This is a genomic window from Amycolatopsis sp. NPDC104863 (assembly GCF_055582965.1).
This window is the reverse complement of sequence record NZ_JBVJOW010000001.1, coordinates 1379756-1400865: the sequence shown is the minus strand read 5'-3', so window position 1 is coordinate 1400865 and position 21110 is coordinate 1379756. Positions and strand designations below refer to the sequence as shown.

The following is a 21110-nucleotide window of genomic DNA, read 5'->3' as shown; positions in this document are numbered from 1 at the left end:
CCGCGCGAGACCGGTTTACCGCGCGACCGGGCCCGGGGTGTCGTAGAGCCCGTCGCCCGCCCAGTCGAAGACGTCGTGGGCCGGGGTGGCCGGCGGCGCGGGGTGGAAGCTCGCGGCGTCGTCGACGCTGCCGGCGCCGTTGTAGACCGCCCGTTGTGGGTACGGGTAGACCGGTCGGGTCCGGGTGACGTTCCCCGCGGCGTCGCGGCCGGTCGCGGTCACCACCTGGGGCGCGGTGCCGTGTTCCACCCAGGCGACCAGCTCCCGCAGCGGGTCGAACGCGGTGAGCGTGGTGCCGCCGCCGCAGTGGTAGAGCGCGGGGACCATGAACAGCCGGGCCCACTGCTGGGTGGCGGCCGCGCCGCCGGAGCGGAGGGTGAGGCGCTGGTAGTAGTCGACGGTGCCGGTCGGCGGGATCGCCTGGTCGGCCCAGCCGTGCCAGAGCAGGAGCTTGCCGCCGCGCTGCCGGAACGCCGAGAGGTCGAGGCTCAGCGCGTTGGAGCGGACGGCGGCCGGGGTGAGCCGGTCGAACTCGCTGCGGGTGAAGGCGAAGCTGTCGACGGTGGACGCCGGCGCGCCGATCGGGTAGCCGAGGTAGCGCAGGTAGTTGTCGGCGAGGCTGCGCGCGACGGGGACTCCGCCGGTCTCGGGTTCGCCGATGATCCACCGCGCCCAGGCCAGCTCGGAGCCGGGCTGCTCACCGCCCGGGTAGAGCAGGGTGCCGTCGGTGTCGGCGGGCGGCGAGTAGAGCCGACGGGTGGCGGCGACTTGGGCCGGGGTGAGGCACGCGGGGGTGTCGGCGCCGGGCGGGCAGGTCAGCGTCGCCGGGTCGAAACGGCAGGCGCGGGGGTCGTCGAGCTGGCCGTCGGTGAGCCCGTCGAGACCGTCGCAGGCGGCGAGGACGGCGCGGTGCAGGGCGGGCAGCTTCGCGGCGGTGAGGATCGGGCGGCCGTCGGCGGCGGTGTTGGCGCGGGCGAGCCAGGCCTGGAACTCCAGCCGCGGGGTCCAGGGCGCGCCGGCGGTGATGCCGTCGAAGTCGGCCGGGTACCGCTGGGCCAGCAGCAGGCCCTCACGGCCGCCGTCGGAGCAGCCGGTGAAGTAGGACTTGACCGGCGGGGCGCCGTAGAACGCCTGGATGACGGCCTTGGCGGCGCGGGAGACGACGTGGGGGGCGCGGAAGTCGAAGTCGTCGCGGGCGGCCTGGTCGGTCGCACCCCAGCTGCCGTCGTCGGTGACGCCGGGGGTGCGGCCGGTGTGGCCGTCGTCGGTGGCCGCGACCGCGACGTCCCCGCCGTGGGGCAGGCCGCAGTCGGCGAAGGCGGGCGGGGCGACCAGTCCGCAGAAGCTGCTGCAGCCGTACTGCAGGTATCGGCCGGTGTAGGTCTTGGTGGGCAGGCGCAGGTCGAAGCGGACGGCGGGGTCGACGTACCCCCGGACGTCGCAGTACTCGGGGCCGGCGCCGGTGACGACGGCGGCCGAGGTGACGTGCGTGGCGGCGCCGGGCAGGGGGTAGCCGCGCACGAGGCCGGCGCAGGTGGTGACCGGGCGGACGGCGGCGGGTGTCGCGGCGGTGACGGCCGCGGGCGCGGACCCGGCGGCGAGGCCGAGGACAACAACGGCGACGAGGATCCGGACGGTTCTCATCGGGGGGCCTTCACCTCCGTTGTCCAGTTCTGGCCAGGTTTGGCGGCCGGTCTTGACATCGATGTCACCCGCGCGTTTCGCTTCCTGGGCGCCGCCGGTCCCCCGTCCGTCGGTCCCCAGTTCACCCTCCAGAGCTTGGAGCAACGATGCCCCGAAGCGCCAGACCGCCGGTTGCTCTCTTGGTGACCGCCGCCGTGGTCGCCGCCGGCCTGGTCGCCCTCCCCGCGGCCTCGTCCGCCGCCGAAGACGCCTTGCCCGCCGATTTTTCGTCCTCGTTCGAACCCGGGGACACGCAGCCGACCTGGACCGACACGGTCGACACCGACGCCGCGGGCAAGCCGCGCGCGGCCGGGGTGAACGGCGCGAACGGCACCGCGATCCCCGGTGACATCCGCGGCAAGGTCACCGAAACGAGCGCAAGCAGCGAGAACACCGACGGTGGCGAGGTCGTGTCGAACCTCGTCGACGGCACCACGGACACGAAGTGGCTGTCCTGGGACCCGACGGCGTGGGCGCAGATCTCGCTGTCGGAGGCCACCTCGATCACGCACTACGCGCTGTCCTCGGCCAACGACTTCGACGAGCGCGACCCCAAGGACTGGACGCTGCAGGGGTCGAACGACGCGAGCGCGTGGACCGACCTGGACAAGCAGTCCGGGCAGGCGTTCAGCGCCCGGTTCCAGCAGAAGGACTACAAGCTGGCCGCGCCGACCGCGGCGTACAAGTACTTCCGGCTGAACGTGACGGCCAACAACGGCGGCCCGATCCTGCAGCTGTCGGAGCTGCTGCTGGCCAACGACGACCCGGCGCCGCCGCCGCTGCCGAACATGCGCAGCTTCACCGACTCCGGCCCGACGAGCGGGTACACGAGCAAGAACCGCGTCGGCTACACCGGGCTCAAGGCGTTCCGCTACTCCGGCACGCAGACCGCCGCGCACGGCTGGTCGTACAACAAGATCTTCGACGTGAACGTGCCGGTCGTGGCCTCGACCGAGCTGTCGTACAAGGTGCAGCCGCAGTTCATCACCGGTGACCTGAAGTACCCGAGCACGAACGTCGCGATCGACCTGGCCTTCACCGACGGCACGTACCTGCGCAACCTCGGCGCGACCGACCAGTACGGCTTCCCGCTGACCCCGGAGGGCCAGGGCGCCTCGAAGGTGCTCTACGCCAACCAGTGGAACCTGGTGCGCTCGGCGATCGGGCAGGTCGCCAACGGCAAGACCATCGACCGGATCCTGGTCGGCTACGACAACCCGAACGGCCCGGGCTCGCTGCAGGGCTGGCTGGACGACGTGAAGGTGTCGGCGACCCCGACGCCGCCGGCGAGCACCCGCCCGAGCGACAACGTGGTCACCACGCGGGGCACGATGGCCAACAGCACGTTCTCCCGGGGCAACAACTTCCCGGCCACGGCGGTCCCGCACGGGTTCAACTTCTGGACCCCGGTCACCGACGCCGGCTCGGGCAGCTGGCTCTACAACTACAGCACCCAGAACAACGCGCAGAACCTCCCGCAGCTGCAGGCGTTCAGCGTGAGCCACGAGCCGAGCCCGTGGATGGGTGACCGGCAGGCGTTCCAGGTGATGCCGTCCGCGGCCGCCGGGGTGCCCGACGCCAACCGCGACGCGCGGGCGCTGGCCTTCAAGCACAGTGACGAGGTCGCGCGGGCGCACTACTACGGGGTGCAGTTCCAGAACGGGATCAAGACCGAGATCGCGCCGACCGACCACGCGGCGATGATGAAGTTCTCGTTCCCGGGCGCGGACTCGAGCCTGATCTTCGACAGCGTCAACAACTCGGCCGGGCTCACGCTCGACCCCGCCACCGGCACGCTCTCGGGCTACACCGAGACCAACGTGTACGCCGGTGCGGGCCGGATGTTCGTCTATGCGACGTTCGACAAGCCCGTCACCGCCGGGGGCAAGCTGACCGGTCAGGGCCGCGACAACGTCACCGGGTACCTGCGGTTCGACGCGGGCGCCGACAAGACGGTGAACATGAAGATCGCGACGTCGCTGATCAGCGTCGACCAGGCGAAGAAGAACCTCGCCCAGGAGATCGCCCCCGCGGCGACGTTCGACTCGGTGCGCGACGCCGCGCAGAAGGCGTGGGACGACCAGCTGAAGGTGATCGAGGTCGAGGGCGCGTCCAAGGACCAGCTCACGACGCTCTACTCGAACCTCTACCGGCTGTTCCTCTACCCGAACTCGCAGTTCGAGAACACCGGCACCGCCGACAAGCCCGCGTACAAGTACGCGAGCCCCGTGTCGCCCAAGACCGGCGCCGACACCGTGACCCAGACCGGGTCGAAGGTGGTCGACGGCCAGATGTACGTCAACAACGGCTTCTGGGACACCTACCGCACGACCTGGCCGGCGTACTCGCTGCTCACGCCGGACATGGCCGGGAAGATGGTCGACGGGTTCGTGCAGCAGTACCGCGACGGCGGCTGGATCGCGCGCTGGTCCTCCCCCGGCTACGCGGACCTGATGACCGGCACGAGCTCCGACGTCGCGTTCGCCGACGCCTACCTCAAGGGCGTTCGCAACTTCGACGTGAAGTCGGCTTACGACGCGGCGGTGAAGAACGCCACGGTCACCCCGCCGAACTCGGCGGTCGGCCGCAAGGGCCTGGACCAGGGCATCTTCCTCGGTTACACGCCCAACACCGCCAGCGAGGGCTTCTCGTGGGCGATCGAGGGCTACGTCAACGACTTCGGCATCGCCAACCTGTCGAAGAAGCTGGCCGACGAAGCCGCGCCGAACGACCCGCGCAAGGCGGAGTACCAGGAGAACTACACGTACTTCACCAGCCGCGCCCAGCAGTACGTGAACCTGTTCGACCCGAGCACCGGGTTCTTCCAGGGCAAGGACGCGAACGGCAAGTTCACCAAGACCAAGGACCAGTACGACCCGCGCTCGTGGGGCGGGGACTACACCGAGACCGACGGCTGGGGCATGGCGTTCACCGTGCCGCAGGACGGCAAGGGCCTGGCCAACCTCTACGGCGGCCAGGCGGGCCTGGCGACCAAGCTGGACCAGTTCTTCGCCGACCAGGAGACCGCCAACTACCCGGGTTCCTACGGGGGCGTGATCCACGAGATGCGGGAGGCGCGGGACGTGCGGATGGGCCAGTACGGCCACTCCAACCAGCCGGCGCACCACCTGCTCTACATGTACGACTACGCGGGTCAGCCGGCGAAGACGCAGGCGAAGGTCCGTGAGGCCCTGTCGCGGCTCTACAACGGCGCCGAGATCGGCCAGGGCTACGCGGGCGACGAGGACAACGGCGAGATGTCCGCGTGGTACATCTTCAGCTCGCTGGGCTTCTACCCGCTGCAGATGGGCAGCCCGAACTACGCGATCGGGTCGCCGCTGTTCAAGAAGGCGACGATCCACCTGGCCGGCGGCAAGAACCTGGTGATCAACGCGCCGAAGAACAGCGCGAAGAACGTCTACGTCCAGGGTGTGAAGGTCAACGGCAAGGCGTACTCCTCGACGTCGCTGCCGCAGGACGTCATCTCCCGCGGCGGGGTCATCGACTTCGACATGGGCCCGAACCCGTCGAAGTGGGGCACCGGCCCGAACGACGCCCCGACGTCGATCACCACCGGTGACGCCGTCCCGACGCCGCTGCACGACGAGACCGGCGCCGGCAAGGGCACGCTGTCCACTTCGGACGGTTCGAACGCGGGTGCGTTGCTGGACAACACCTCGCGCACGCAGGCCGCCGTCACCGGGGCCGTGCAGTACCAGCTGAACAACACCGACGAGGCCGTCAGCCACTACACGCTGACGTCCCAGACCGGTGCGGGTGACCCGAAGAGCTGGACGCTGAAGGGCTCCTACGACGGCAAGACGTGGGCGGTGGCCGACCAGCAGACGAACCAGACGTTCAGCTGGCGGCAGCAGACCCGCGCGTTCAAGGTGGCCAACCCGGCGCACTTCGCCTACTACAAGCTCGAAGTGACCGCGACCAGCACCGGCGCCCCGGCGCAGCTGGCCGAGTTCGAGCTGCTGGGCCAGCCGGACGCCACCTGCACGAAGACGATCACGGGCGCTTCCTCCGGCCCGCTCACCGTCTCGAGCGGCACGGTGTGCCTGCAGGACGCGACGGTGTCCGGCCCGGTCACCGTGGGCAAGGGCGCGACCCTGATCGTGCGCGGCGGCCAGATCAAGGGCCCGCTCGCCGCGACCGGCGCCGCCCAGGTGGTGCTCAACCGCACGAAGGTGGGCGGCCCGGTGGCGATCACCGGCACGACCGGCACGACGTCGATCGAGCTGACCGACGTCGCCGGCCCGGTCGCGCTGACCGGCAACCACGGGGCGGTGCTCACCTCGAGCAGCGTCGGCGGCCCGCTGGCGTGCGTGGCCAACTCGCCCGCCCCGACGGACTACGACCTCCCGAACACCGTCCGCGGCCCCGCCGCCGGGCAGTGCGCGAAGATCTAGTCCGGTAGGTCCCTGGTGAAGGCCCTCCCCGCCGCGGCGGGGAGGGCCTTCCCGCGTTCGTGGGGCGAGCACCCACCGGCAGTAGGCGGCCGTCACGCGTTCGGGTAGCCGTGTCACGCCTGCGGTGGATGCCGGGGCACCGGCGCCCGCGCGAGGATCGGGGACCATGCAGCTCCTGCCGCCGTACCCCGCCCGGTGCAGTCCCGACGTCGACGCCGCCCGGGCCCACTCCGCGGCGTGGGCCCGCGAGGTCGGCCTGCTCGGCTCGGGCGACCCGTGGGCGGAGGTCTGGGACGCCCAGGACCTCGCCGACTTCGACCTCGGGCTGTTCACCGCGCGGGTGCACCCGGACGCCCGCGGCGCCCGGCTCGACCTGTGCGCGTGCTGGCACACCTGGAGCTGGTACCTCGGCGACCTCGTCATGGAGCGCTTCAAACGACCCCGTGACCTGCCGGGCGCGCAGCGGTTCCTCACCCGGCTCGGAGAGATGCGCCTGCCCGGCGCGCGGGCGCCGGACAACCCGGCGGAGCGGGGCCTGGCGGACCTGTGGCGGCGCACCCGGGCCGAAGCCTCCTGGTGCGAGCGGCTGGCGGCGCAGGTGCCGAACCTGTTCGACGACGCGTTGTGGGAGGTCGCGAACCTGGTGACCGGGCGGGTGCCCGAGCCGGTCGACTACCTGGCCATGCGGCGCCGGGCGGGCGGGGCGCTGTGGGCGGCGCAGCTCAACGAGCTGGTCCTCGGCATCGAGATCCCCGCCGACCTCCGGGAGACCTCGCCGGTGCGGCGGCTCGGCGAGGCGTTCGCCGACGTCGTCGACCTGCACAACGACCTGGTGTCCTACCGGCGCGAAACCGAGTACGAGCAGGACGTCTCCAACGGCGTGGTGGTCACCGCGGCCTTCCTCGGCACCGGCCTGCCGGACGCGATGCGCCGGACCCGGGAGCTGCTGGAGGCCCGGCTCGAGCTGTTCGAGCGGCTGGGCAGCATCGAGGTGCCGGAGCTGCTCGCCGCGCGCCGGGCCGATCCGGCCACGGCCGCCGCGGTGGCGCGGCACGTGCAGGGCCTGCGGGACTGGCTGGCCGGGGACTACCAGTGGCACCGCGAGACCGGCCGCTACCGCGAGGAGTCGTGGCTGCGCAAGGGTGTCCGCCTGCCGGCGGACCCGGCCGGGCTCGGCGCCGGCGACGCGCTGCCCTGGACGTCCTGACGTCATCCCGCGGGCTACGCCGTTCGGCGGATACGGTGAGCGCATGCCCGACGCCGTGTTCTTCTCCTCCTTCGAAACCGGTGACCCGCAGCCGGCGGACCCGGCCCTGCGGGTCGACAGCGGCCCCGGCCGCTCCCCCACGGCCAAGACCGGCGTCGGCTTCACCGGGGTGAAGGCTCTGCGCTACGACGCGCGGCCGCGCAGTGTCCTGTTCGAGCTGGACGTGCCCGTCACCGGACGCACCGAGCTGTCCTATGTGGTCTTCCCGCAGGCCGACGGCGAGATCCCGGCGTACCACGCCACCTGGGTGAGCCTCGACGTCGAGTTCGCCGACGGCGCCACGGCCGGGTTCACCCCGGAGGAGCAGGGTGAGGCGAAGACGCTGTGGGTGGACCAGTGGAACCTGGTGCGCCGCCCGCTGGGGGCGTTCGCCGGGCGCCGGATCAGCCGGGTCGTGCTGCGCACCGCGTCGCCGGAGGGCGAGATCACCGGCTGGGTCGACGACGTCCGGATCGGGGAGCGCGCCGAGCCGCCGCGCGAGCCCGCCGACTTCGTCCGCACCACCCGCGGCTCGCACTCCAGCAGCGACTACTCCCGGGGCAACAATTTCCCGGCAACGGCGGTGCCGCACGGGTTCAACTTCTGGACCCCGGTCACCGACGCCCGGGTCACCAACTGGATCTACTCCTACCACCGCCACAACAACGCGGAGAACCGCCCGGCGCTGCAGGCGCTGGCGCTGAGCCACCAGCCGAGCCCGTGGATGGGCGACCGGCACACCTTCCACGTCCTGCCCGGGGTCGGCCCGGTGGAGCTGGACCGCCGCAAGCGCGCGCTGGCCTTCTCCCACGACGACGAGACGGACTCGCCGCACCACTACGGCGTCCGGTTCGCCAACGGGGTGACCGCCGACCTCGCGCCGACGTCGCACGCCGCGATCCTGCGGTGCACCTTCCCGGACAAGCACGGCTGGCTGCTGTTCGACAACGCCGGCAACCGCGGCGGCCTGCGGCTCAACGCCGACACCGGGGTGGTCACCGGCCACACCTGGGTCCGCAGCCGCCTCTCGGCGGGCGCGCGCCGGATGTTCGTCTACGCCAAGACCGACGCCCCGGCCACCCGCGGGAGGAAGATCCGCCGGCCGTGGCGGCGCACCGCGGGTTACTTCGAGTTCGACGGCCCGGACGTCACGCTGCGGATCGCGACGTCGCTGATCAGCCTGGCGCAGGCGAAGCGGAACCTGGAGCTGGAGATCCCCGAGGGGACGACGTTCGAGCAGGTGCGGGCCCAGGCGCGGGAGCTGTGGCAGGAGCAGCTGGGCCGCGTCGAGGTGGAAGGTGCGACCGAAGACCAGCTGACCGCGCTCTACTCGAACCTCTACCGGCTGTTCCTCTACCCGAACGTCGCGCACGAGAACACACCGAAGGGGATCCGGCACGCCAGCCCGGTCGTGCGGCGGCGGTGGCCGAGCACCCGCCGGCGCACCGGGGCGAAGGTCGTCGACGGCGAGATGTACGTCAACAACGGCTTCTGGGACACCTACCGGACAACCTGGCCCGCGTACGCGCTGCTGGACCCGGCGCACTGCGGCCGGATGATCGACGGGTTCGTCCAGCAGTACCGCGAAGGCGGCTGGATCTCGCGGTGGTCGTCGCCGGGGTACGCGGACCTGATGACCGGCACCAGCTCGGACGTCGCGTTCGCCGACGCCTACCTCAAGGGCGTCCGCGACTTCGACGTCGAGGCCGCCTACGACGCCGGGCTGAAGAACGCCACCGTGACCCCGCCGCACCGGTCGGTCGGCCGCAAGGGACTGGCGGAGTCGCTCTTCCTCGGGTACACGCCGACGTCCGTCCACGAAGGACTCTCCTGGGCGCTGGAAGGCTGTGTCAACGACTTCGGCCTCGCCAACCTGTCCGAGGCGCTGTCCCGGGAAAGCGACGGCCCGCGGGCGCGGAGGTACGCCGACTACGCCGCCTACTTCCGGGAGCGGGCGAAGCACTACGTGCACCACTTCGACCCGAAGATCGGCTTCTTCCAGGGCCGCAAGCGCGACGGCAGCCGCAAGTTCGCCCCCGAGGGGTACGACCCGGCCGCGTGGGGCGGCGACTTCGTCGAGACCAACGCCTGGAACACCGCCTTCACCGCACCCCACGACGGCCCCGGTCTCGCCGCGCTCCACGGCGGCAACGAAGGCCTCGAAGCGAAGCTCGACGAGTTCTTCGCGACCCCGGAGACCGGTCAGCGGCCCGGCGCGTACGGCGGCCTGATCCACGAGATGACCGAAGCCCGCGACGTCCGCATGGGCCAGTACGGCCACTCCAACCAGCCCTCGCACCACATCCCGTACATCTACAACCTCGCCGGCGCGCCCGCTAAGGCCCAGCGGGTCGTGCGTGAGGTGCTGCGGCGCCTCTACCTCGGCAGCGAGATCGGCCAGGGCTACCCCGGCGACGAGGACAACGGCGAGATGTCCGCGTGGTACGTCTTCAGCGCGCTGGGTTTCTACCCGCTGGCCGTCGGCAGCCCCCGCTACGCGATCGGCTCGCCGCTGTTCGAGAAGGCGACCGTGCACCTGGGCGAGGGCAAGAAGCTGGTCGTCCACGCGCCCGGCAACACCGACGAGACCGTCTACGTCCGCGGCCTCACCGTCGACGGCCGGCCGCACGACGCCACCAGCATCGCTCACGCCACCCTCGCCGGCGGCGCCGAGCTGGTCTTCGACCTCAGCACCGAGCCGGGCGAGTGGGGCGCCCCGCCGCCGCCCGCCGAACAGCCCGACCCCGTCTCCGACCTCACCGGCACCGCCACCAGCGAGGACGCCAAGAACGTCGGCGCGCTTTTCGACGACACCACCCGCACCCAGGTCACCTTCCGCGGCGCCACCCCGGCGATCGAGTTCACCGTCGACGGCGACCCCCGCGAAGTCACGATGTACACACTCACCTCCGGCGACCGCGGCGGCGACCCCCGCGCGTGGGTGCTCGAAGGCTCCGACGACGGCACCGAGTGGACCACCCTGGACGAACGCCACGACGAGCTGTTCCGGTGGCGCCGCCAGACCCGGCCGTTCGTGCTCGCCGAGCCGGCCGCTCACCGCCATTACCGGCTGCGGGTCACCGCGAGCCGCGGCCGCCGCGCCACCCTCGCCCAGTGGGAGCTGCTCGCCCGATGAACCGCTTCCGCACCGCCGCGCTCGACCGGCTCGCGGCGGCCGACCCCGGCCTGGTCCGGCTGCGGCTGGCCGGCTCCGCCGTCCTCGGCATCGTCCTCGCCGTCGGCGCGCTGCTGCCCGCGCACGTGCCGCTCACCGTCATGCTCGTCGGCGCCATCGCCGCGATGATGACGGCGTTCACCGTCAACGACGCCACCCCCGGCGGCCAGGCCGTCACCCTCGGCCTGGCGTTCCTCACCGGCGCCGCGTCGATCACCGTCGCCAGCCTCGGCTCGGCCCTGCCGCCGATGGACAGCGTCGTGTTCGTCCTGCTGATCTTCGTCGCCGTCTACGCCCAGCGCTTCGGCCCGCGCGGCACCGCGCTCGGCTCGATCGGCTTCTTCCTGTTCTTCTTCCCGATGTTCCTGCAGGCCCACCTCGGGCAGGTCCCGCAGCTGCTGATGGCGCTCGGGGTCGGGGTGCTGGCCAACGCCGTCGTCCGGTTCGTCCTGCTGCGGCACAACGCCGAGGCCGAGTTCCTGCGGGTGCGCCGGGCCTTCCGCGCCCGCCTCGCCGCCGTCGTCCGCGCCACCGAGGCGCACCTGGCCGTCGGGGGCGGCGAGCGCACCCGCAAGCAGCTGCGCTCGGCGACCAGCCGCCTCCACGAATGCGTCCTGCTCATCGAAGACGCCGCCCCCGACGTCGTCGACGCCCGCGCCGCCGACGTCCTGCGCCGGCGTGCCATCGAGGTCGAGCTCGCCGTGCAGTGGCTGGTGATCACCGTCCAGCGCACCTGCTCCGACGAGCTGACCGCGGACGTCCGCGACGACCTCATCGCCCGGCTCGCGCGGTTCCGCGCCCTGATGGAACGCGACCCGCGCGAGCTGCCGCTGATCAGCCAGACCGGCGAGTACAGCCGCATGCTCGTCGAAGGCAGCCGCATCGACGAACACGCCGCGCCCGGCGACGGCGTCCGCAAGGCGCTGGCCGAGCTCGCCCTGGCCGACGACCGCGCCCAGCGCGCCGCGGCGCCGGAGTCCACTCCGGACTCGATCGAGGACACCGAGGACGACGAACCGGCGCCGAAGTTCGCCTACGACAACCAGACCCGCAGCGCCATCCAGGCCGTCGTCGGCGGCGGGCTCGCGGTGCTCGGCGGTGAACTCGTCTCCCACCAGCGCTGGTACTGGGCCGTGCTCACGGTGTTCGTGGTGTTCATCGGCGCCTCCAGCGCCGGCGCCACCTTCGTCAAGGGCGTCCGCCGCCTCGGCGGCACCCTGATCGGCATCGTCGGCGGGGTCCTGCTCGCCCTCCTCGTCGGCGGCAGCACCCCCGCCACGCTCGCGCTGATCCTGGTCTGCGTGTTCGGGATGGTCTACAGCGCCCGGATCTCCCAGGTGGTGATGGCGTTCTTCGTCACCAGCATGCTCGGCCTGCTCTACAGCCTGCTCGGCACCTTCAGCCTCGAAGTGCTGTGGATCCGCGTCGCCGAAACCGCGGTCGGCGCCGCCGCGGGCATCCTCGCCGCGGTCGTCATCGTCCCGGTCCGCACCCGCGCGGTCATGCTCGACGACATCACCGAGGTCCTCGACGAGCTGGCGGAGTTCCTCGAGCACACCAGCGGCCTGCTCGCCGGCGAAGAGAACGTCAACATCATCGAGCTCTCCCGCGACCTCGACCGCGCCGTCGAACAAGTCCGGACCACCATCGAGCCGCTCACCCACCCGGTCAACCTGCGCAGCGCCCGCCGCGACTACGGCTGGCACGTGCTCACCACCCTGGAGACCATCGCCTTCCGGGCCCGCCACGTCGCCGCCCGCGCCCAGCCCGGGCAGCTCGCCGGCGCCGGCGCCGACGCCGACCGCCTGCGCCAGTTCACCGGCCGGCTGCTGGCCAACATCGACGTCGTCCGCAAAACGCTCGAAGCGCCGGGTGGCCCCACACCCGGCACGCTCGTGCGCGACGACGGCACCCCGGTCTCCGACCGCGTCGAGCAGGCCGAAACCCGTGCCGTCCTCTCCAGCCTCAGCCACCTCGACGAGGCGCTCGTCTCCCTCGGCCGGGTCTTCGGGCTCCAGGCGACCGACCCCCGGGCCGCGGTCAAGCCATGACCGCCGGGGCGGCGCGCTGCCGAGCCGCGCCGCCCCGGGGTTCACCGTTTCCCGGTCACGGACAGGACAACCACGCGAAGTGGTACGTCGTCGTGATGCTGCCGTCGGTCGAGTCCATCGTGACGTAGCTCGTCGTCTTCTTCGGATCCGACGACCCGGCCGCGGCCCGCAATTCCGTGTTGATGTTCAGATTGCGTTCCTCGCCGCACGGCTTGAACACGATCGCGCCGACCTCGGTCGAATCCGTGAAATGCCAGTCGTCCTCGAACGCACCCGCCAGCGGATGCTGGATGTACGCCGTCGGGGAATTCCCCTGGAAATAGTAGTTGGCCCTTTCCAGGCCGGTCGAGCCCCGTTCCAGGTGGGCGAATCCGCGGTAGTCGGCCTGCGCGATTCCGTAGGTGAACCCCTGCGGGACGTGCACCCGCAGGCCGATCTGGCAGTTCTTCCTGGCGTCCAGCGGACCGGCGCCCACCCCGACCAGCGCCGTGTAGGCGCTGTAGGTCACGGTGAACGCCGTGTTGTCCTGCGAAACCGCCACGGCCGACGTGCCCGCCGGGCAGCCGGTGCCATTGGCGTTCACGACGTCGATGACGATTTTGTCGGGCGGCGGAGGAGTGTTCCACGAATGGGGGGTGACCACAGAGGACAGCGCCATGACGGCAGCAACGACCGCAGAAAGCATCGGAATCCTTCCCAATACCTGCGAATTGGGGACGGGGGCGCGACCATGGTAGCGAAAGGATCATGGAAGCAAACCCCGCTGAACGGAGCAACGCGCCGTAGTCGTCCCACCACGCGGCATTGCTCACATTCCGACAAATTCCGTTCTTCCCATTCACCGGGGCACGGATAAATCGTCCGGAAAACGATTTCGTGCCGCCGGACCGCCCGGCCACCGCGGCGATCACCCCCGCGTCGTCCGGTCAGTCCAGTAAGGCCGCGGCCCGCCCCAGCGTCCGGATTCCGGCCACCGGCCACGGACCCGCCGTGATCACGACCGCGTGCTCGATCCCCCAGCTCGCGAACTCCGCGCACCGCCGCGCGAACGACTCCGCCGACTCACCCGGCGACAACCGCGTGCTGATCGTCTTCTCGATCTCCCCGTACGGCCGCCCCACCTCGTCGCAGTGGCGCCGCAGCACCGACAGCTTGTGGCGCACCGTCTTGCCGCCGTCCGGGATGTCGAACACGTTGCACGCGTCGGCGTAGCGGGCCACGAGCCGCAGCGTCTTCCGCTCACCGGCGCCGCCGATCAGCACCCGCGGCCGCCGCACCGGCAGCGGGATCCCGATCGGACGGTCGAGCCGGTAGTGCGCACCCTCGAACGGCGAGGTGTCCCCCGCCCACATCCGCACCGCCAGCCGGATGGTCTCCTCCATCCGCTCGAACCGCTCACCCACCGGCGGGAACGGCAGGCCCATCGCCCGCGCCTCCCCGTCGTGGTGCCCGGTGCCGATCCCGAACCGCGCCCGCCCGCCGGAGAGGACGTCCAGCGTCGTGACGGCCTTGACCAGCAGCGCCGGCGGCCGGAACGTCACCGCCGACACCATCGTCCCCAGCGCGATCCGGCTGGTCCGCGCGGCGAGGAACCCCAGCGTCGTGTACGCCTCGAGCATCGCCGAGTCCGGGGTGCTGTGCGGGTCGGCCTGCAGCAGGTGATCTGCGACCCAGAGGGTGTCCAGCCCGGCGTCCTCGGCCGCCTCGGCGACCCCCGCGAGCTCGCCGGTCAGCTTGTCCGGCCACGAGAAGTCCGTGACCCCGATGCTCAGCTTCACCACTACCCCCTCGTGAGCAGTTCCATGTTGTGGCCGTCGGGATCCTCGAAGTAGACCCCGCGGCCGCCGTTCAGGCTGTTGACCTCGCCGGCCCGCTCGTGGAACGGGTCCGCCCAGTACGTGACGCCACCCGCTTCGATGCGCGCCATCGCCGCGTCGAAGTCGTCCTCGCCGACCAGGAACGCGTAGTGCTGGCCGGTAACCGCCTCGACGCGCAGGTAGTCCAGCGTCACGCCGTTCGCGAGCCGGACCGGCACGAACGGCCCGTCGACCGGGCCCGGCTCCAGGCCGAGGATCCCGGCCAGGAACGCCGCCGACTTCTCCCGATCGGTGACACACACGATCGTGTGATTCAGTTCAACGCTCATCGCCCGGCTCCCGGCGCCGGCGCGAACGGCGGCGGGCCGCCGATCGGGCTCAGGTGGATGCCGGCCAGCCGCCACGCCCCGTCGGCGCGGACCAGCACGTGCGTCGCGCGGAACCGGCCGTTCACCGGGTTCCCCTGGTGCTTCGCGACCTGCTCGTGCACGCCGATCGCGACCGCCGTGCCGCCGAAGTCGTGAACCTCGACATCGGTCCAGGACAGCTTCTCGGTGACCAGGTCACCGCCGCCGTAGCGCGCCAGCCACTGGTCGCGATCCAGGACGAACCCCAGCGGCCCGACCAGGCGGAACCCGTCGGCGACCAGGCCGGCCAGCACGGCGGTGTCGCCGCGCTCCTCGGCCGCGGCCCAGACCCGGCCGAACTCGCGGACCTGCTCTTCGGTGCTCATCGTGCTCCCCTTCCGTTCGATGAGCACAACGTTAGATCTCTAACCATTAGATGTCAAACACTTAGATCCCTCTGCTTCTGCGGTACGGTTCACCCCGTGCCACCACCCACCACCGCCCCCATCGGCGTCGTCCTCGCCCGCACCGCCAAAACCGCCGGCCGAGCCTTCGACCACGCCCTCGCCGCCGCCGGCGGCTCCCAGCCCATCTGGCAGATCCTCATCTCCCTCAAAACCCACCCCGTCGCCAACCAACGCGAACTCGCCGACGCCGTCGGCATCCAGGGCGCCACCCTCACCCACCACCTCAACGGCATGGAAACCACCGGCCTCGTCACCCGCCGCCGCGACCCCACCAACCGCCGCGTCCACCTCGTCGAACTCACCGAAACCGGCGAACACCTCTTCCACCGCCTCGCCACCGCCGCCATCGCCCACGACCAGCGCATGCGAAAAGGCCTCTCCGACGCCGAAACCGCCCAGCTCGCCGACCTCCTCCACCGCCTCGCCGCCAACGTCACCGACGACCCGGCCGGACCCTGATCGATCCAGCGAGAGTGACTGGACGCACCCGTCCGGCCACCACGAGGAGAGATAGGCTCACACGCACTAGCCAAAGTCGTCTCAAGCTGGAGAACCGTAATGACCCAAGCCCCTGTCAACGTGACCGTCACCGGCGCCGCCGGACAGATCGGCTACGCGCTGCTCTTCCGCATCGCGTCCGGTCAGCTCCTCGGCCAGGACGTCCCGGTGAAGCTGCGGCTCCTGGAGATCCCGCAGGCGGTCAAGGCGGCCGAGGGCACCGCCATGGAGCTCGACGACGGCGCGTTCCCGCTCCTGGCCGGCACCGACATCTTCGACGACCCCAAGCAGGCCTTCGAAGGCACCAACATCGCCCTCCTCGTCGGCGCCCGTCCCCGCAGCAAGGGCATGGAGCGCGGCGACCTCCTCGAGGCCAACGGCGGCATCTTCAAGCCCCAGGGTGAGGCCATCAACGCCGGCGCCGCCGACGACATCAAGGTCCTCGTCGTCGGCAACCCCGCCAACACCAACGCCCTCATCGCCCGCTCGCACGCCCCCGACGTGCCCGCCGACCGCTTCACCGCGATGACCCGCCTCGACCACAACCGCGCGCTCGCCCAGCTCTCCAAGAAGCTCGGCGTCCCCGTCACCGAGCTCAAGAAGCTCGCCATCTGGGGCAACCACTCCGCCACCCAGTACCCCTCGGTCCAGCACGCCGAGGTCGGCGGCAAGAGCGTCGAGGTCGACCAGGCCTGGCTCGAGAGCGACTTCATCCCCACCGTCGCCAAGCGCGGCGCCGCCATCATCGAAGCCCGCGGCCTCTCCTCCGCCGCCTCGGCCGCCTCCGCCGCCATCGACCACGTCTACACCTGGGTCAACGGCACCCCCGAAGGCGACTGGACCTCCGCCGGCGTCGTCTCCGACGGCTCCTACGGCGTCGCCGAAGGCATCATCTCGTCCTTCCCCGTCACCGCCAAGAACGGCAAGTACGAGATCGTCCAGGGCCTCGAGATCGACGACTTCTCCCGCGCCCGCATCGACGCCTCCGTCGCCGAGCTCGTCGAAGAGCGCGACACCGTGCAGAAGCTCGGCCTCATCTGAGCCGTGATGTGAAAAGGGGCCGCCGTCCACTCAGGACGGCGGCCCCTTTTCACGTCAGTGTCAGTACCGGATCCGCGCGAGCTTCCCGACCTCCAGCGCCGTCCACACCGCACCGTCCGGCCCCACCGCGATCCCGTGCGGCTCCGACCCCGGCGTCGGCAGCTCCAGCTCCGCGACCTCGCCCTCCACCGTCACCCGCGCGACCCGGTTCGCACCCCACAACGTCACCCACAACGCGCCGTCCCCACCCGCGACGATCGCGTGCGGCCGCGAAGCACGGTCCGGCAACGGGAACTCGGTCACCACACCGTCAACACCGATCCGGCCCACCTGACCCGCACCGATCTCCACGAACCACAACGCCCCGTCCGGACCCGCCGTGATCCCCACCGGCGCCGCCGCCTCCGTCGGCACCGGATACACCGAAACCTCACCGTCCGTCGTGACCCGCCCGATCGCGTTCGCCTGGTTCAGCGTGCACCACAACGCCCCATCGGAACCCGTCGTGATCATCGACGGAAACGCACCCGACACCGGCAGCGGAAACTCCGTCACGTCTCCGTCCACCGTGATCCGGCCGACCCGATCGGCGTTGATCTCGGTGAACCACAACGCCCCGTCCGGACCCGCCGTGATCCCGTACGGCGTCGGCACCTCGAACGCCGAAACCACACCACCGGTCGTGATCCGCCCGATCCGGCTCCCCTGGTACTCCGTGAACCACAACGCACCATCCGGACCCGCCGTGATCACCGTCGGCCCCGTCGTCTCCGGCGCCAGCTGGTACACCGACACCTCCCCGGCCGCGAACCGGCCGATCTGTCCGCTGTGGACCAGCGTGAACCACAACGCCCCGTCCGCCCCGGCCACGACCCCGTACGGACCCGCACCCGGCACCGGAAACTCTTCGACCGACGGCATTCGCATCCCCATCCCGGCGATCGCCCGGAGCGAAACTCGCACGCCCACAGCGAACGACGATCACCACCACACCCCCAGCACCCTACGGTCGGCCCCATGACCCTTCTCGCCGTACCCGACATGCAGGCACCCGGCCAGACCCTCAACGACTCGGTCTACGAACAGCTCCTGCGCGACCGCATCATCTTCCTCGGCTCCGAAGTCACCGACGAGACCGCCAACCGGATCATCGCCCAGCTCCTCCTGCTGGCCGCCGACGACCCCGCGAAGGACATCACCTTCTACCTCAACTCACCCGGCGGCTCCGTCACCGCGGGCATGGCCATCTACGACACCATGCAGCTCGTCAAACCCGACGTCTCCACCTGGGGCCTCGGCTTCGTCGCCTCCATGGGCCAGTTCCTGCTCTCCTCCGGCACCCCCGGAAAGCGCTACCTGCTCCCCAACACCCGCATCGTCATGCACCAGCCCTCCGCCGGCATCAGCGGCGCCGCCACCGACATCGCCATCCAGGCCGAGGTGTTCGGCAAGATGAAACGCCGCATCGCCGAAATCACCGCCCGCCAGACCGGCCAGAGCGTCGAACGGATCACCACCGACGCCGACCGCGACCGCTGGTTCGACGCCGACGAAGCCCTCGCCTACGGGTTCGTCGACCACATCGTCACCGGCGAACAGGCCATCACCGCCTGACCCGGGGTGGGCGGCCCCGAAGAGCCGCCCACCCGGTCCCCGTCAGCAGTGGCTGGTCAGCCGCATGCTGTTGATCCGGTCGAAGAACCCGGCGTCGAACGACCCCGCGTCGAACCACCACGTCCACGTGTTCTTCACGGTGCCCCGCACGAACTTCGGGTCACCACCGTGCACGATCGGGCCGAGCACAAAACCGGAGCTGTCCACCGCGACCGGCCACATCAGCCACGCGTCGTTGCTGTCGCTGCTGACGATCACCGCCTCGAACGTCGCGCTGCCGTTGCGGTTCAGGGTCCACTTCGCCTGGTCCATCGTGCAGTCGCCCGCCGTGATGCGACCCCACGTGAACCAGCAGGAACCCGCGCCCGTACAGGTCGCTTCCGCGGTCTGCGTCCCCGCCGACGCCGGCACGACGAACAGGCTGCCCATCGCCGCGGCGACCATCGCCAGGACGACCGACGCCCGACGCATCTTGCCCATCATTTTCCCTCCCCGGGTGTAGCCGAATCCATGCCAGCCAAAAGCTAGCTCTCCGGCGGGCCCGGCGAAGGTCGCGGACGTGCGGCTGCGGGGGAAGGCGATACTGCCCGAGCGGCCCCGCTTTTCGTTGCGGTTTTTGTATCAACGGTTCTGGGGCCGGATTTTTCTTGAAACCGGCCCCAGGGTATAGGGCGTTATACAGTTGAAGAGTGCTCAGACTCCGTTGAGTCCTCGGCGCTTGAGGAGGGGTTCGATCTCGGGGTCGCGGCCGCGGAAGGCCCGGAAGGCGTCCATCGGGTCGAGGGATCCGCCGCGGCCGAGGAGGGTGCGGCGGAAGTGGTCGCCGTTCTCGCGGGTCAGTCCCCCGCTCTCCCGGAACCACTGGACGGTGTCGGCGTCGAGGACTTCGCTCCAGATGTAGGAGTAGTACCCGGCGCTGTAGCCGCCGCTGAAGATGTGCGCGAAGTAGGTGGTGCGGTAGCGCGGCGGGATGGCTTCCACCGCGACGCCGGCCTTCACCAGCGCGTCGGTTTCGAACCGCTGGACGTCTTCGACGCGGTCGTCGACGCCGAGGCGGTGCCAGGCCTGGTCGAGCAGCGACGCCGCCAGGTATTCGGTGGTGGAGAAGCCTTCGCCGTACTGCTGGGCCGCGAGGAGCTTCTCGACCTGCTCGGCGGGCAGCGCCTCGCCGGTCTCGTGGTGCTTGGCGTAGTTGGCCAGCACCTCCGGCCACAGCATCCACATCTCGTTGACCTGGGACGGGTATTCGACGAAGTCGCGGGGCACGTTGGTGCCGGAGAACGTCGGGTAGCGAACGGCCGAGACGAGGGCGTGCAGGGCGTGGCCGAACTCGTGGAACGCGGTGACGACCTCGTCGAAGGTCAGCAGGGTCGGCTCCCCCGCCGGTGGCTTGCCGACGTTGAGGACGTTCACCACGACCGTCTTGCGGCCGAGCAGCTCGGACTGGTCGACGAAGGTGTTCATCCAGGCGCCGCCGCGCTTGGCGTCGCGGGTGTAGAGGTCGAGCAGGTACAGCCCGAGCGGGGTGCCGTCGGTGTCGAAGACCTCGAAGGTCCGGACCTCCGGGTGGTACTTCGGCAGGTCGTGCCGTTCGGTGAAGGTGAGCCCGTACAGCTTGGTGGCGGCGAAGAAGACGCCGTCGAGGTAGACGCGGTCGGCCTCGAAGTACGGCCGCAGGGCCTCGGTGTCGACGTCGAAGCGTTCACGCCGGACCTGGGCGGCGTAGTAGGGCCAGTCCGAGGGCCGCAGCGACGCGCCCGGCACGTCGGCTTCGAGCAGCTGCTGCAGTTCCGCGGCTTCGGTCCGCGCGTTCGCGACCGCCGCCGGCGCCAGCCGCTCCAGGAGCCCGGCGGCGGCTTCCGCGGTCTTGGCCGTCTCGTCCGCGATGACGTACGCCGCGTGGTTCGGGTAGCCGAGCAGCGCGGCGCGTTCGGCGCGCAGCCGCACGATCTCCGCGACGACGGTGTTGTTGTCGAACTCGTTGCCGCCGTTGCCCCGCGCCATCGACGCGGTGTGGATCCGCGCGCGGACGTCGCGGTCGCGCAGGGTTTCCAGCGGGGACGCCTGGCTCGTCGGCAGCGTCAGGCTGAGCACGTACTTGCCGGCTTCCCCGCGGGCGGCCGCCGCCTCGGCCGCGGTGGCGATCGCGCCGTCACCGAAGCCGGCCAGCTCCGCGCGGCCGGCGATCACGACGGCCAGGGTGTTGGTGTCCTTGAGCAGGTTCTGCTGGAACCGGGTCTGCAACGTCGAAAGCTGCTCGTTGAGCGCGCGCAGGCGGGCCTGCTCGGCCTCGCCGAGCCCGGCGCCCGCACGGCTGAAGTCGGTGTGCTGGCGCTCCAGCAGCCGCAGCGACTCCTCGTCCAGGCCGAGCTCGGCGCGCCGCGCGTGCAGGGTGTCGATGCGGGCGAACAGCCGGGGGTCCAGGTGGATCGCGTCGTGGTGGGCCGCCAGCTTCGGCGCGAACTCCGCCTGGATCGCCTGGATCTCGTCGGTGCTGTTGGAGCCGGACAGGTTGTAGAACACGCTCGCCACCCGGCCGAGCAGCTCGCCGGAGCGTTCCAGCGCCACGATGGTGTTGTCGAACGTCGGCTCGGCGTCCTGCGCCGCGATCGCCTCGATCTCCGCCGCGTGCTCGGCCAGCCCCGCTTCGAACGCGGGCCGGTAGTGCTCGTCCGCGATCCGGTCGAAGGGCGGCAGGGCGTAGGGCAGTTCGCTGGGTGCGGCGAACGGGTTGTCCGGCGAAATCATCGGGGCAG

15 protein-coding genes are annotated in these 21110 nt (G+C 71.0%); 7 read left to right on the top strand and 8 right to left on the bottom strand.

Going from position 1 to position 21110, the window contains the following annotated elements:
• Positions 1-15 precede the first annotated feature (15 nt).
• Positions 16-1644, bottom strand: coding sequence for a tannase/feruloyl esterase family alpha/beta hydrolase (locus ACZ63J_RS06115; RefSeq protein ID WP_465408836.1), 1629 nt, complete (start codon positions 1642-1644; stop codon positions 16-18).
• A 146-nt stretch (positions 1645-1790) separates the two neighbouring features.
• On the opposite strand from ACZ63J_RS06115, the gene ACZ63J_RS06110 reads away from it, so the two are divergent.
• From ACZ63J_RS06110 to ACZ63J_RS06095, 4 genes are all read left to right on the top strand, one after another.
• Complete coding sequence (locus tag ACZ63J_RS06110) at positions 1791-6098, top strand: GH92 family glycosyl hydrolase (protein WP_465408838.1); 4308 nt, start codon at positions 1791-1793, stop codon at positions 6096-6098.
• Between the two features lie 166 nt (positions 6099-6264).
• Positions 6265-7305 (top strand): terpene synthase family protein, encoded by a 1041-nt coding sequence (locus ACZ63J_RS06105; RefSeq protein WP_465408840.1) that lies wholly within the window; start codon positions 6265-6267, stop codon positions 7303-7305.
• Between the two features lie 43 nt (positions 7306-7348).
• Positions 7349-10480, top strand: a complete 3132-nt coding sequence (locus tag ACZ63J_RS06100; RefSeq protein WP_465408842.1) for a GH92 family glycosyl hydrolase — start codon at positions 7349-7351, stop codon at positions 10478-10480.
• Complete coding sequence (locus ACZ63J_RS06095) at positions 10477-12570, top strand: FUSC family protein (protein WP_465408844.1); 2094 nt, start codon at positions 10477-10479, stop codon at positions 12568-12570. The genes ACZ63J_RS06100 and ACZ63J_RS06095 overlap by 4 nt, the downstream gene beginning before the upstream one ends.
• Positions 12571-12625: 55 nt before the next feature.
• Here the strand turns inward: ACZ63J_RS06095 and ACZ63J_RS06090 are convergent, their stop codons facing one another.
• The 4 genes from ACZ63J_RS06090 to ACZ63J_RS06075 all read right to left on the bottom strand — a co-directional run bounded on the left by ACZ63J_RS06090 (position 12626) and on the right by ACZ63J_RS06075 (position 15120).
• A complete protein-coding gene (locus ACZ63J_RS06090; protein WP_465408845.1) occupies positions 12626-13255 on the bottom strand; it encodes a DUF4360 domain-containing protein in 630 nt (209 codons plus the stop codon).
• A gap of 241 nt (positions 13256-13496) precedes the next feature.
• Positions 13497-14348, bottom strand: a complete 852-nt coding sequence (locus tag ACZ63J_RS06085; protein WP_465439335.1) for a TIGR03560 family F420-dependent LLM class oxidoreductase — start codon at positions 14346-14348, stop codon at positions 13497-13499.
• 2 nt (positions 14349-14350) lie between these two features.
• Positions 14351-14716: a VOC family protein gene (locus tag ACZ63J_RS06080; protein WP_465408849.1), complete on the bottom strand. Its 366-nt coding sequence runs from the start codon at positions 14714-14716 to the stop codon at positions 14351-14353.
• The gene (locus ACZ63J_RS06075) at positions 14713-15120 is read right to left on the bottom strand and encodes a nuclear transport factor 2 family protein (protein WP_465408851.1); all 408 of its coding nucleotides are present in this window, start codon (positions 15118-15120) and stop codon (positions 14713-14715) included. Before ACZ63J_RS06075 ends, ACZ63J_RS06080 begins: the two co-directional genes overlap by 4 nt.
• Positions 15121-15216: 96 nt before the next feature.
• Here ACZ63J_RS06075 and ACZ63J_RS06070 point away from each other — a divergent pair, with 96 nt between their 5' ends.
• Together ACZ63J_RS06070 and ACZ63J_RS06065 are read left to right on the top strand one after the other, a co-directional pair.
• On the top strand, positions 15217-15660 hold the full coding sequence (locus ACZ63J_RS06070; protein WP_465408853.1) for a MarR family winged helix-turn-helix transcriptional regulator: 444 nt from the start codon (positions 15217-15219) through the stop codon (positions 15658-15660).
• A 99-nt stretch (positions 15661-15759) separates the two neighbouring features.
• Entirely contained in the window at positions 15760-16740 is a 981-nt protein-coding gene (locus tag ACZ63J_RS06065) for a malate dehydrogenase (RefSeq protein WP_465304838.1), read from the top strand.
• Positions 16741-16800: 60 nt separating this feature from the next.
• Here ACZ63J_RS06065 and ACZ63J_RS06060 read toward each other — a convergent pair whose 3' ends face one another.
• Positions 16801-17673, bottom strand: a complete 873-nt coding sequence (locus ACZ63J_RS06060) for a Vgb family protein (protein ID WP_465408855.1) — start codon at positions 17671-17673, stop codon at positions 16801-16803.
• An 84-nt stretch (positions 17674-17757) separates the two neighbouring features.
• Between ACZ63J_RS06060 and ACZ63J_RS06055 the strand changes: the two genes are divergently transcribed.
• Positions 17758-18354, top strand: a complete 597-nt coding sequence (locus ACZ63J_RS06055; protein WP_465304836.1) for a ClpP family protease — start codon at positions 17758-17760, stop codon at positions 18352-18354.
• Positions 18355-18396: 42 nt separating this feature from the next.
• On the opposite strand, the gene ACZ63J_RS06050 is transcribed toward ACZ63J_RS06055, so the two are convergent.
• Together ACZ63J_RS06050 and ACZ63J_RS06045 are read right to left on the bottom strand one after the other, a co-directional pair.
• Positions 18397-18834, bottom strand: a complete 438-nt coding sequence (locus ACZ63J_RS06050) for a DUF6294 family protein (RefSeq protein ID WP_465406784.1) — start codon at positions 18832-18834, stop codon at positions 18397-18399.
• Between the two features lie 213 nt (positions 18835-19047).
• Positions 19048-21102, bottom strand: coding sequence for a M3 family metallopeptidase (locus ACZ63J_RS06045; RefSeq protein WP_465406786.1), 2055 nt, complete (start codon positions 21100-21102; stop codon positions 19048-19050).
• Positions 21103-21110: the final 8 nt, after the last annotated feature.

Coding starts and splice junctions, on each gene's coding strand:
- ACZ63J_RS06110 (WP_465408838.1), top strand. CDS start 1,791: ATGCCCCGAAGCGCCAGACCGCCGGTTGCTCTCTTGGTGACCGCCGCC.
- ACZ63J_RS06105 (WP_465408840.1), top strand. CDS start 6,265: ATGCAGCTCCTGCCGCCGTACCCCGCCCGGTGCAGTCCCGACGTCGAC.
- ACZ63J_RS06095 (WP_465408844.1), top strand. CDS start 10,477: ATGAACCGCTTCCGCACCGCCGCGCTCGACCGGCTCGCGGCGGCCGAC.
- ACZ63J_RS06065 (WP_465304838.1), top strand. CDS start 15,760: ATGACCCAAGCCCCTGTCAACGTGACCGTCACCGGCGCCGCCGGACAG.
- ACZ63J_RS06080 (WP_465408849.1), bottom strand. CDS start 14,716: ATGAGCGTTGAACTGAATCACACGATCGTGTGTGTCACCGATCGGGAG.
- ACZ63J_RS06045 (WP_465406786.1), bottom strand. CDS start 21,102: ATGATTTCGCCGGACAACCCGTTCGCCGCACCCAGCGAACTGCCCTAC.
- ACZ63J_RS06090 (WP_465408845.1), bottom strand. CDS start 13,255: ATGCTTTCTGCGGTCGTTGCTGCCGTCATGGCGCTGTCCTCTGTGGTC.
- ACZ63J_RS06055 (WP_465304836.1), top strand. CDS start 17,758: ATGACCCTTCTCGCCGTACCCGACATGCAGGCACCCGGCCAGACCCTC.
- ACZ63J_RS06050 (WP_465406784.1), bottom strand. CDS start 18,834: ATGGGCAAGATGCGTCGGGCGTCGGTCGTCCTGGCGATGGTCGCCGCG.
- ACZ63J_RS06115 (WP_465408836.1), bottom strand. CDS start 1,644: ATGAGAACCGTCCGGATCCTCGTCGCCGTTGTTGTCCTCGGCCTCGCC.
- ACZ63J_RS06100 (WP_465408842.1), top strand. CDS start 7,349: ATGCCCGACGCCGTGTTCTTCTCCTCCTTCGAAACCGGTGACCCGCAG.
- ACZ63J_RS06060 (WP_465408855.1), bottom strand. CDS start 17,673: ATGGGGATGCGAATGCCGTCGGTCGAAGAGTTTCCGGTGCCGGGTGCG.
- ACZ63J_RS06075 (WP_465408851.1), bottom strand. CDS start 15,120: ATGAGCACCGAAGAGCAGGTCCGCGAGTTCGGCCGGGTCTGGGCCGCG.